We start from the raw sequence: 11,302 nt of genomic DNA on the forward strand, positions 1-11,302 counted from the left end.
GCCTGCGGGCCTACCGGGTGTTTGGCAAAAACGCGCAAGGGGCGTCGAGCTTTGCCATCGCCAAGGCGATCGACCGCGCCGTGGCCGACGGCTGCGACCTGCTCAACCTGAGCCTGGGCGGCGGCCCGAGCGACCAGACCACCAGCGAGGCCATCAAGGCCGCGCGCGCCAGGGGCGTGGTGTGTGTGATCGCTGCCGGCAACGACGGCGGTGCCGTGGCCTGGCCGGCGCGCCACCCGCTGTCGCTGTCGGTCTCGGCGCTTGGCTTTCAAGGCCTTTGGCCAGTGGGTGCGATGCAGGTACAGACGGTGCAGCCGCCCATGGGCAAGGAGCACAGCTTCATCGCCGATTTTTCCAACACCGGCCCCGAGATCGACGTGGCGGGGCCGGGTGTGGGCGTGATCTCGTGCATTCCCCACGACCGTTTTGGTGTGATGGACGGCACCTCGATGGCCTGCCCGGCCGTCACGGGCGCCGTGGCGCGGCGGCTGGCGGCAGATGCGAAGACGCTGGCCCTGCCGCGCGATGGTGAGCGCTCGGACGCCATCATCCGGCTGGCCTTGGAAACCGCGCGCGACATGGATTTGCCACCTTTTGCGCAGGGAGCGGGCCTCGCGCAATGAGCCGCAGGCTTATCATTCAACACCATGAGTCGTTATGTCTTGCGCTACGCCGGCACCACCCCTCGCCACGCCGAGTCGGGGGTGGACACGGCCATGGTGGTGTTGCGCGCCGGTGCCAAGGTGATCGACGACGCGCCCGACATGCTGCTGGTGGAAGCGAGCGCAAGCACCGCCCGCACCATTGCGCACTTGTTGCCAGAGTGGCAGATCAACGCCGAAGCCATGACGGCGGTGCCGCGTGTGCCGCGGCCCGTCGTGCGCGCCTCGCCCCGAGCCCGGCGGCGTTAGGCGTTTGAGCGCAGCCGGTGCACCAGGCGCCAGCCCAGCAGCGCGGCTATTACCACCGCATAAACCGCCACTTCAGCGAAGTTGTTTTTCGCCGCGCGCATCCAGAAGAAGTGCAGCAGGCCCAGCAGCACGATGACGTAGACCAGCTTGTGCAGGGCCTGCCAACGTTTGGCGCCCAGCGCCTTGATGGCGCGGTTGAACGAGGTGGCCGCCAGCGGCACCATCAGCAAGAGGGCGAGAAAGCCGACCAGCGCGAACGGCCGCTTGGGGATGTCGACCACGATGGCTTGCAGCTCGAAGCCCATGTCGAGCCAGGCGTACGACAGGAAGTGCAGCAGCACGTAAAAGAACGCGAAGAGGCCCAGCATGCGCCGAAAGCGCAGCAGTGCAGGTTGGCCGGTGAGCACCTGCAGCGGTGTGACGGCCAGCGTGATGCACAGGAAGCGCAGCGTCCAGTCGCCGGTGGCGCGGATCAGCGCCTCGGCCGGGTTGGCGCCCAGCGTGTTGGCCAAGGCGCCATACAACAGCCACCCGAACGGCAGCAGGCACACCACAAACAACAAGGGTTTGGCCGCAGGGTGCAGCCAGGGCGATCGGGTGCGGGTGTTGACAGCTGGAGGGTGGGTTGGCGACAGCACGGCAGACATGGTCAGAACAACTTGGCCAGGTCCATGCCGGCGTAAAGCTGCCCCACCTGGGCCTCGTAGCCGTTGAACATCAGCGTGGGGCGCTTCTTGGTGAACACGCCGTCTTCGCCAATGCGCCGCTCGGTGGCCTGGCTCCAGCGCGGGTGGTCGACCTTCGGGTTGACGTTGGAATAGAAGCCGTACTCGCGGGCCGCCGCGACGTTCCACGAAGTCTGCGGCTGCTTCTCGGTGAAGCGGATCTTGACGATCGACTTGCCGCTCTTGAAGCCGTACTTCCAGGGCACCGTCAGGCGCAGGGGTGCGCCGTTCTGGTTGGGCAACACCTCGCCATACAGGCCAAACGCCAGCAGCGTGAGCGGGTTCATCGCTTCGTCCATGCGCAGGCCTTCAACGTAGGGCCAGGAGAGCACGTTCGAGCCGACGAAGGGCATCTGCTTCTCATCGGCCAGCGTCACGAATTCGACGTACTTGGCCTTGCTGGTGGGTTCGACACGCTTGATCAGCTCGGAGAGCGAATAGCCGACCCACGGGATCACCATCGACCAGCCTTCGACACAGCGCATGCGGTAGATGCGCTCTTCCATCGGGCTCAGCTTGAGCAGCTCGTCGAGGTCGTAGACCTTGGGCTTCTTGACTTCACCTTCGACCGCCACCGTCCAGGGCCGGGTCTTCAGCTTGCCGGCATTGCGCGCCGGGTCGGCCTTGTCGGTGCCGAACTCGTAGAAGTTGTTGTAGCTGGTCACGTCGGCGTGCGACGTGAGCTTGTCCATCGTCACACCCCCGGCGATCCCGCTGCGCATGCCTGGCAGCGCGGCCAGCTTGCCCGGGCGCGCGGTTTGCGCCATCGCGTCGCGCGCGGCCCAGCCGGCCAGCGCCACGCCGCTGCCGCCCAGGGCGAGCAGCTTGAGCAACTCTCGGCGGCGTTCGTAGACGGCCTGGGGGGTGATGTCCGAGGCGACACCGTGGTCGAAACCACGGTCTTGGCGGTAGTGCATGGAAACTCCTGAAGCGCGTTGGGGCGGCGTGCCCTTGACCGTCGGTCGCCGTTGGAGCCGGCAACCTTACACAGGGTTCAGGGCAACTCGCCGAAATTCGTGTCGTCGATCACGGCACCGAACTGTGTGTCGGAGAAGAGTCTGAGCGAATTGCGCGCCACACGCTCGCGAAAGCTCTTTCGGGCAAAGAGCTTGGCCTGCGCCTCGCCGGGCAGGTCGGTGATGTTGATGATGTTCTTGACGATCAGCGTGTCGATCACGTCTTCGATCACCCGCACGAAATCGGCGTCGAGCCGGCCGAACTCGTTCGGGTTGGCCGCGCTGTGGCCGATGAAGGCCATCAGGTCGCGGTGACCTTCGGGCAGGAACTCCATGTCGCCGGTGTCGTAGCGGTGCAGGCTTTCAATCAAACCATCGGGGCCGCGGCGGATGTAGGGCATGGCGCTGGACAGAGTGGGGCTGCCGTCACTATAGGCCGAGGCATCTTGCCGCGCCATGAAAAAAGGCCGGTGTACAACCGGCCTTCGCGTGCGGGTGCGAGTGAAATCAGCGCAAGCCGGCGATGTAATCGGCGACGGCCTTGAGTTCCTTGTCGTTCATCTTGGCGGCCACGCCTGTCATCTGGACGTTGTTCTTGCGGAGGCCGTCGCGGAAGGCCTTCAGCTGCGCTTCGGTGTAATCGGCGTGCTGGCCGCGCAACTGCGGGTACTGCGAGGGGATGCCGGCGCCGGTGGGGCCGTGGCAGCCAGCGCAAGCCGGCACGTTGCGGTCGGCGATGCCACCGCGGTAGATCTTCTCGCCCAGGGCCACGGTGTCCTTGCTCTTGGCGAAACCGGGCTTGGCCTGTTTCGAGGCGTAGAACGCGGACACGTCCTTCATGTCGGCCTCACTCAGCGTGGCGGCAAAGCCTTGCATGATCGCGTTGACACGCTTGCCGGCCTTGAACTCGCTGAGTTGTTTGACCAGGTATTCAGGGTGTTGGCCCTGGATGATGGGGTTGGCAGGGCTGCCACGCGAGCCATCGGCGGTGTGGCAGGCGCCGCACACGTTGGTGGAAATCGTTTGGCCCTTGGCCAGATCGGGTTTGGCGGCTGGTTCGGCAGCGGTGGCCGGCGCCATCGCGGTGGCGACCAGCATCAGACTCGACATCAGGAGAGCAAAGGACTTCATGGGCTTGGGTGATTTTTTGGTGCAAAACCCGGCGATTTTACAATGCCAGCTTTGGGCGCCTGCATGACCGAGCAAAACAATTCCAATCTTCCGGTCGCCAAGCCCGGCGACGCAGAAAAGATCGCCCTGGGCTGGACACACACCGCGCGCTTCCTCACCACCGCCAGCCAGCTCGACCAGGTGCCCCAGACCGAGCTGCCCGAAATTGCCTTCGTCGGCCGATCCAACGCCGGCAAATCCACCGCCATCAACACGCTGACGCAGCAAAAGCGCCTGGCCTTTGCGTCCAAGACGCCCGGGCGCACCCAGCACATCAACCTCTTCGAGCTGGGCCCCAAGCTCGCGCCCGATGCCTTGTTTGCCGACCTGCCGGGTTATGGCTACGCAGCCGTGGCCAAGGGCGCCAAGCTGCGTTGGCAGAAGGTGATGGCCGACTACCTGGAGATCCGCCGTGGGTTGAGCGGCGTGGTGCTGATGGTCGATTCGCGTCTCGGGTTCACCGACCTCGACCGCCGCTTGCTCGAGTTTGTCTCGCCGCGTGTGGGCAACGGCGCGGTCAAGCTGCTGGTGTTGCTGACCAAGGCCGACAAGCTCAACCGCAGTGAAGCCAACGAAGCGCTGGCCACCGCGCAGGCGGTGCTGGGCGAAGTGACCACCGATGAAGCCGACGTGAGCATCTCGTTGTTTTCGGCGCTGAAGAAGTCGGGTGTGGGAGACGCAGCCTGCGTGCTGCATGACTGGGTGCACAACAAATGAATGAAACCCTCTTTGCCGAGTTGCCGCATGGCATCCGTCTGCATTGCCGCGTGTCCGGCCCGAAGGGCGCGCCGGTGTTGGTGTTCCTGCACGGCTTCCCGGAAGCGGCGTTCGTGTGGGACGAGATGCTCGCGCATTTCGGCGACCGCTACCGCTGCATCGCGCCCAACCTGCGCGGCTTCGAGCAGTCGTCGGCACCTGCCGAGGTGCAGGCCTACCGTGTCAAGCACCTGATGGCCGACCTGATGGCCTTGATCGAGCAGCAGGTCGGCGGCCCGCTCGAAGCCCTGATTGCCCACGATTGGGGCGGCGCGGTGGCCTGGAACCTGGCGGCCCAGCACCCTGAAGTGATGAAGCGCCTGGTGATCATCAACTCACCGCACCCCGCGATCTTCTTGCGTGAGCTGCAAACCAGCCCCGAGCAGCAGGCCGCAAGCGCTTACATGAACTTCTTGTGCCGCCCGGACGCTGAGGCCCAGCTCAGCGGGAACGACTTTGCCCGCATGTGGCCGCTTCTGGCGGGCATGGGCGACACCGGCTGGCTCACCGAGGCGGTGAAAGACCAGTACCGCGCAGTCTGGCGCGCGGGCCTCACGGGCGCTCTGAACTATTACCGTGCGTCCCCGCTTCGCCCACCCACCGTGCCCGATTCCCCCGTCATGGGCCTGAGTTTCCCGCCCGAATTTGTGACCGTTCGGCTGCCGACCCATGTGGTTTGGGGCGAGGGGGATGTGGCTTTGCCAGCCAGTCTGCTGGATGGGCTGGAGGCTTTTGTGCCCCACATGACATTAACCCGGGTTCCCGGCGCCACGCACTGGATCGTGCATGAACGCCCGAAATTGGTGGCGGCCGAGATCGAGAGGGCGTTGAGTCGGTAATCGATACCGGAATATGCAAGGGGTTGAAAGCCAACCCCTTGTCCGATCGTCAGGTCATCAACAGACGGATTGCTGAAATCATCAGCGCCACCACGAGAATCTTCCGCAGTACCTTGGTGGGAAGCTTTCTCGACAAACGAACGCCCAGCGAAGAAAATATGACGCCGCTGACGATCAATATCACCATGCCCACTTTGGAAATCGGGCTGGGTTGTTGGGTGTCGGTGCTCGGATCCATAAAAGCCAACGAAATCAGATAGCCTGCCACCGACAGGGCGCCAATGATCAAGCCCGTCATGTTGGCGGTGGCAATGGCGTCCTGGAATTTACGCTTCACCGCGTAGACAAAATAAGCAATGGTGTAAGTGCCTCCTCCGACGCCGATCAAGGTGGAGACACCACCAATCAAGCCGCCGAAGCACAGATCGAGCACCTTGTTGGAAGCCCGCTCGCCGTTGGATTCGGCCACCGGCCACAACATCACGGCGGCCAGTCCCAGCTGCAGCACGGCCACCAAGGACGGGGTGACGAGGTGACGGGCGCCATTGAGCGTGAGTGCCACCACCGGCGTGACGATCACCGCGCCAAGTACATAGAAGCGGGAGCTGGCGATGATTTCGCTGCGCTCTTCGGGCGTGCGGATTCGATATTGTTTTGCCGCCGCACCGATTGAATTGAAAAGCACGGAAAACCATGAAATGACGATGGCATCGTGCAAGGCTGCACTGCCATAAAGCCAAGTCAGAACAGGTACCACGACAATACCGCCTGCCAAGCCGACCAACCCCGCTATCAAACCGGACAATGCGCCGGTTACCAACAATATGAGGGTTTCCATCTATATTGGTATATTCCGCGTCTGCTCAACCATATTCCGAACGGCCCGATCATCAGAACGGATCGCAGGAATGGTGCCATCATCGGGCCGCGCTCAGGGATGGGTGTTGCGGCGATGAAACTTCGTCGGCTGGGTTGGCCTGCGAAATTTCCGCGAGTATCACACGCGTTTCGTGACAGCCTGGACGGCTGTGCAATAAAGCTATTTCCCCCGTCGTGCGGCGTGACGCGGTGCGGCGCGATACCGCCGGGCGAGGGCGTGTTTTTTCAGGGAGTGCAGGAGCGGCGAGGCAGCCGCTCGCGGCCTAGAGCGAACCGGGAGCCGTGGTCGGCATGCGCAGGCGGGCTTGGCGCGAGGTGTCCTCGCCCAGGCGAGTGAACGGGAAGTGCTGCTGCAATTCGGCTTCGACACTCAGTTCTTCAGCGGGAGCCAGAGCGCGCATCAGCGCGTTGAAAACGCGTGCGGTGGTGGTGGTCGCTGAGGTGTCTCGGTTCATGAGGGTCTCCGCTGAGAGCGTCTTGGCTGCAAGTTGCACCCTTGTGCAGTGAGGCGGAGTATGGAAGTGCACCGCTCGCTTGTCAGTGATCAATACCCGGCATTGGCCTGTGTAATCGACGTGCGTGTGAATGAGTTCACGCCACTTGCATGTTGTGTGAGGGGCGCGTGTTGCTTGGGTGTCAGGCCTCGACCAGCGGGCCGTGACATCTGCCACGAACCACGCCGCTGACCTTTGTCAGATCGGCCGCGCCAGGTTGCGCAACATGCCGTCGACGGCACGCTGGATCAGCGAGTGCGCATGCAAGGGGCCCAGCAATTCGGCGCCGCGTAATCGCACCAGCGCACGCCGGCTGACCGAGTGGGTGCGTTGTGGGGTCTCGCCGGCGAACAGGAAGAACTGATCCTGCTCACTGCGCCACAACAGCTGCGCATGCGTCCACGCGCCATGCAAAAACACGCGGTAGCGCTCGCCCACGGCCATGTGCTTGACCCAAGCGAGTGGGTCGCTGCCGGGTTCAGCGGCTGGCGTGTTCATCAGCGCGGCGGGTACGGTTTCCATCGAGGACAGGTCGATCAGCGAGTCGCTGAAGCCGGGGCCATCGAGCGGCTCGGGCTCGAGCGCCACTTCTTCGCGCATGCGCCGCACGATCTCTTCGGGCGAGAGTTTTTCTTCGGGGGATGCGGGTGCGCTCTGCGAACCTGGGCGCAGGGCGTCGGAGTGCAGCTTCATCAGGTCGTCGAGCACACTTTGCTGCTCGGGCGCGGGCATGTCGATCAAGGCCATGCCGTCGTGCAGGCGTTGCAACATGGGCGGCAGCAGCGCGACGAGGCGCTGCCGGCTTTGCGGGTGGCTGGGCGGCTTCAGGCTCCACAGCAGCTCGTCGACTGTCTTGAGGAAACCCGCGGTCTGCGGGCTCTGGTCGCCAAAGTGCAGCACCGACTCGGTCAGCACGCGGGCCCAGCTCACGGTGACGAAGCGACGGATCGCGCTGCTGACCTGGATGTGGACCATCTGCTCGACCAGCCGGGCCGACAGGTTGCACTGCATCAGCTCGGCCTGCTCGGCTTGCATCAAGGCGTCGATGGTGGTCTGCGCTGCAAGCTGCTGCTGCTGGAGCTGTTCGCCGAGGAATGTGTCGAGGCGCGCCATGGCGCGGCGATAGAGCGCGCTGTCTTGCACCGCTTCGGCGACCATGTCGCCCACCAGCGTTTCGCAGAACTTCAGCAGCGCAGCCAGGCGAGGGTCGCTCGCGTGTGGGTAGGCCGTGGTGGCACTGACGATGCGATCCATCAGCACCCACACCGGGTGGTCGTAGGCGTCGAGCATGCTCGGGTCAAGCAACGCAATGCGCAGCGCCGACACCTGCAGCCGGGCAATCACCGCGTGCAGACCGGCGGGCAGGGCGCGGTCGGACAAGATGCTTTCGAACAGGCGCGACAGCAGCTCGATGATCTGGCGGTCAACGGTTTCACCGGTGGTGGCCATCAGCGCAACACGGTGCTGGGCCAGGCGAGGTGCTTCCGGGCTGGCACCGGCCGACACGGCGGCTGGCATGCGGCGCAGCAGCTCTTCGACGCGCAGCAAGGCTTGCTCGAGTGCGGGGCTGGCGGTAGGCAGGGCGCGCCGTTTGCCGTCAGAGCTGCCGCCGGGGCCGGTGTCGCCGCCGGGCATGCTGCGCATCAGGCCGTCGAGTGCGCCCGGGCGTGTGACGTCCATCTCGGGTGGTTCTTCGCGCAGGCCCGAACCGGGTGCGATGACCACGGTGCGGTAGATGCCCGGTGTCACGCCTTGTGATTCGAGCCGGGTGCTGGCGGCGGCAAACGCCATGCGCAGCAGGCCAGCCATCACGGTGGCCGACACGCGCAGCAAGATCACCTGTTGCACGGGTGCTACCGGCAGCGCCGCGGCGGCCAGCCACAAGGCACGCGCATATGACTGCGGGCGCAGCGGGTTGGACTCGGCCGTCACGTGGGCCTGGCCGCGCAGCGTGGAGGTGAAGGTCTGCAGCTCGCGCAGCTCCCATTCGGCGCCGGTGTCGATCTGCTGAATGGCGCGCGAGATCTCGATGTCGGACTCGACCCGGTTCTCGTCCATCAGCTCCAGCCCGCCCAGGCTCAGGGCCGCACCGGCGGGTTGAGCGGCTTGAGCTTGCGGCGCCAGTTCGGCCTGCACCAGCTTGGCCAGCGAATCGGTGAAGCTGCGTTGGTAGAGCGCCTGGTTCTGCTGCAGCACCTGCACCAGGTCGAAGTAGTGCTTGCGTTCACTGGCGGTGAGCAGGTGGTCGCGCGGTTGCCGCAGTTGCTCCAGCGTGCTGACCAGGGTGCGAGAGATGAGGTCAGCCGAGCGCCTGAGCTCGTCGTCGACAAAGCGCTGGAGCAGCGGTGCAATCGGCATGCGCTATTTTGAGGCGAGCCGGGGCCTTGTCAAACCGTGGGCCCACGCATGCGTTTCAGAACCTTTCAGGTCGCTCAAGGACTCCGTCTCGCCTCGCAGCAACACTGCGCTCACAAAGGGTTCCCGCTTTGTCATCAGGCAGGGAGGCCCTGGGTATCTTCAGGAGAGTCGACCATGGCCATCACCATGCAGGGAAGCTGGACGTTGCGAGTCAAGAGCCGCAACGCCGCGTATGCACAGCGTTTCATCGTCAGCGGGGCAGCCACCGGCAACGGGGTGCACGACGGAACCGTCGGCACGACCGTCGTGGTCACCGGCTCGCAGTGGTCGTTGCAAGTGCAGCACCAGCCCACCCGCCAAGCCTGGCGCGACTCGGCGCAACGCATCGGCTTGCCCACGGTCGCCGATGGCTTGCTGCGCGCCGAGATCGCGTCGAACGATGGCGGCCTGGACGATCATTTCGACGACCTGGTGATCGCCTGCTCGCTGCCCGCCAGCCAGGCCGACCATGTGGTCTACGGCAACGTCAAAACCTACACCGGCGCCTGCCTTTTCAACCCCGGCCGCGACGACTACCTCGTGGTCGATCCGCCTTTCGACTTGGTCGCGGTGTGCACACGTTGCCCGCAGCTGCTGAAGGTGGTCGAAAAGCTCTACCCCGAGCGCCTGCGCGCGCGGCTCGATGCAACACCCGAGCTCACGCCGCTGGTCATCCCCAGCGGGCTGCCCAATGTGGCGGTGGGGTTGCTGTTCCAGTCTCATGCGCTGAGCGCAGCCGACATCGACGCCATGGCGTCGCAAGACGACGCGGTGAGTGCTTTGCAGACCACCGTGAAACGTGTGCCGTTCAAGGCCTTGCCGATGCAGGCCGGCATCGGGCGGTTGGCGCACACCGAGCTGGCGGCGATCGCCAACATCCGCGACATGGCGGTGCGCCAGCGTTACCAGGTCGAGCCGGCGCCCGGCCTGCTGCTGCGCTTTCAACGCTACACACGATCGCCGGCCGAGCGCCATGACGGAGCGCCTTACACCGGCGGCGGCGGGCGCGAGCATCTGGGCCAGGCGATGACGGACGAACAGGGCAACTACCTGTTCCGCTTTCAGCATGTGGCCGAGGGCCGGTCGGCCATCGAGCAACGGCCCGACCTGATCGTGCAGGTGCTGGGGACCGGCTTGCGGGTGCGCTTCGAGAGCGCGCCGTATGACAACGTGGCCAACCTGCGACGCATTGACCTGTGCGTGCCGGCAACACGTGCGCAGGCGAGCCGCGCGGCTTCTGCTGCCGAAGAACAGCTGAACAACCTGATGAACGGCCAGTTAAACAACCCACTGAACGACCAAAGAAAAAGGGCTGCCGAAGCAGCCCTTTCGCGGAAGGCCAGTCTGGCCCGCAGCGGCTTGGACTTACATGTCCATGCCCATGCCGCCCATCCCGCCCATGCCACCCATACCGCCGCCCGAGGGAGCTTCGTCCTTGGGGGACTCAGCGACCATGGCTTCGGTCGTCAGCATCAGTGACGACACCGATGCTGCGTTTTGCAGCGCAGTGCGGGTCACCTTCGTCGGGTCCAGGATGCCCATTTCGATCATGTCGCCATAGGTGTCGTTGGCAGCGTTGAAGCCGTAGTTGCCCTTGCCACCCAGGATGGCGTTGACCACCACGCTCGGCTCGCCACCGGCGTTGGCGACGATCTCGCGCAGCGGCGCTTCGATGGCCTTCAACACCAGCTTGATGCCAGCGTCTTGATCGGGGTTGTCACCCTTGATCACACCAGCGGCCTGGCGGGCGCGCAGCAGCGCCACGCCACCACCGGCCACGATGCCCTCTTCCACAGCAGCGCGGGTAGCGTGCAGTGCGTCTTCAACGCGGGCCTTCTTTTCCTTCATCTCGACTTCGGTGGCAGCACCGACCTTGATGACCGCCACACCGCCAGCCAGCTTGGCCACGCGCTCTTGCAGCTTTTCGCGGTCGTAATCGGAGGTGGCTTCTTCGATCTGCACGCGCACTTGCTTGACGCGCGATTCGATGTCGGCAGTGGCACCAGCACCGTCGATGATGATGGTGTTTTCCTTGCCCACTTCAACGCGCTTGGCTTGGCCGAGGTCGGCCAAGGTGACCTTCTCGAGCGTCAGGCCGACTTCTTCTGCGATGACCTTGCCGCCGGTCAGGATGGCGATGTCTTCGAGCATGGCCTTGCGGCGGTCGCCGAAGCC

The 11,302-nt window shown here is 64.7% G+C and carries 13 protein-coding genes; 5 read left to right on the forward strand and 8 right to left on the reverse strand.

Annotated elements, in window-relative coordinates; translation table 11 throughout:
- Nucleotides 1–623, forward strand: a 623-nt coding sequence (locus tag RMO40_RS01935; protein ID WP_309715518.1) for a S8 family serine peptidase, incomplete at its 5' end; no start/stop codon positions are given.
- Nucleotides 624–647: 24 nt separating this feature from the next.
- Entirely contained in the window at nucleotides 648–911 is a 264-nt protein-coding gene (locus RMO40_RS01940) for a hypothetical protein (protein ID WP_309715522.1), read from the forward strand.
- Here the strand turns inward: RMO40_RS01940 and msrQ are convergent.
- The 4 genes from msrQ to RMO40_RS01960 form a co-directional block, all read right to left on the reverse strand.
- Nucleotides 908–1,558 (reverse strand): protein-methionine-sulfoxide reductase heme-binding subunit MsrQ, encoded by a 651-nt coding sequence (msrQ, locus tag RMO40_RS01945; protein ID WP_309715524.1) that lies wholly within the window; start codon nucleotides 1,556–1,558, stop codon nucleotides 908–910. The genes RMO40_RS01940 and msrQ overlap by 4 nt on opposite strands.
- A 2-nt stretch (nucleotides 1,559–1,560) precedes the next feature.
- Nucleotides 1,561–2,553, reverse strand: a complete 993-nt coding sequence (gene msrP, locus RMO40_RS01950; RefSeq protein WP_309715527.1) for a protein-methionine-sulfoxide reductase catalytic subunit MsrP — start codon at nucleotides 2,551–2,553, stop codon at nucleotides 1,561–1,563.
- Nucleotides 2,554–2,630: 77 nt separating this feature from the next.
- Nucleotides 2,631–3,050: a hypothetical protein gene (locus tag RMO40_RS01955; protein WP_309715530.1), complete on the reverse strand. Its 420-nt coding sequence runs from the start codon at nucleotides 3,048–3,050 to the stop codon at nucleotides 2,631–2,633.
- A 49-nt stretch (nucleotides 3,051–3,099) separates the two neighbouring features.
- Nucleotides 3,100–3,723: a c-type cytochrome gene (locus tag RMO40_RS01960; protein ID WP_309715533.1), complete on the reverse strand. Its 624-nt coding sequence runs from the start codon at nucleotides 3,721–3,723 to the stop codon at nucleotides 3,100–3,102.
- Between the two features lie 63 nt (nucleotides 3,724–3,786).
- Between RMO40_RS01960 and yihA the strand changes: the two genes are divergently transcribed.
- Both yihA and RMO40_RS01970 read left to right on the forward strand, forming a co-directional pair.
- Nucleotides 3,787–4,479, forward strand: coding sequence for a ribosome biogenesis GTP-binding protein YihA/YsxC (gene yihA / locus RMO40_RS01965; RefSeq protein WP_309715536.1), 693 nt, complete (start codon nucleotides 3,787–3,789; stop codon nucleotides 4,477–4,479).
- Entirely contained in the window at nucleotides 4,476–5,357 is an 882-nt protein-coding gene (locus RMO40_RS01970) for an alpha/beta fold hydrolase (RefSeq protein ID WP_309715539.1), read from the forward strand. The genes yihA and RMO40_RS01970 overlap by 4 nt, the downstream gene beginning before the upstream one ends.
- Nucleotides 5,358–5,406: 49 nt before the next feature.
- On the opposite strand, the gene RMO40_RS01975 is transcribed toward RMO40_RS01970, so the two are convergent.
- From RMO40_RS01975 to RMO40_RS01985, 3 genes are all read right to left on the reverse strand, one after another.
- Nucleotides 5,407–6,195: a TSUP family transporter gene (locus tag RMO40_RS01975; RefSeq protein ID WP_309715542.1), complete on the reverse strand. Its 789-nt coding sequence runs from the start codon at nucleotides 6,193–6,195 to the stop codon at nucleotides 5,407–5,409.
- 304 nt (nucleotides 6,196–6,499) lie between these two features.
- Entirely contained in the window at nucleotides 6,500–6,691 is a 192-nt protein-coding gene (locus RMO40_RS01980; RefSeq protein ID WP_309715545.1) for a hypothetical protein, read from the reverse strand.
- Nucleotides 6,692–6,928: 237 nt separating this feature from the next.
- Nucleotides 6,929–9,088: a DUF1631 family protein gene (locus RMO40_RS01985; RefSeq protein WP_309715548.1), complete on the reverse strand. Its 2,160-nt coding sequence runs from the start codon at nucleotides 9,086–9,088 to the stop codon at nucleotides 6,929–6,931.
- Between the two features lie 174 nt (nucleotides 9,089–9,262).
- On the opposite strand from RMO40_RS01985, the gene RMO40_RS01990 reads away from it, so the two are divergent.
- Nucleotides 9,263–10,606, forward strand: a complete 1,344-nt coding sequence (locus RMO40_RS01990; RefSeq protein WP_309715550.1) for a hypothetical protein — start codon at nucleotides 9,263–9,265, stop codon at nucleotides 10,604–10,606.
- Here the strand turns inward: RMO40_RS01990 and groEL are convergent.
- A partial coding sequence (gene groEL / locus RMO40_RS01995; protein WP_309715553.1) for a chaperonin GroEL occupies nucleotides 10,493–11,302 on the reverse strand: 810 nt, incomplete at its 5' end. The genes RMO40_RS01990 and groEL overlap by 114 nt on opposite strands.

Origin of the sequence: Rhizobacter sp., assembly GCF_031412075.1 — a bacterium.
GTDB lineage: Bacteria > Pseudomonadota > Gammaproteobacteria > Burkholderiales > Burkholderiaceae_C > Rhizobacter.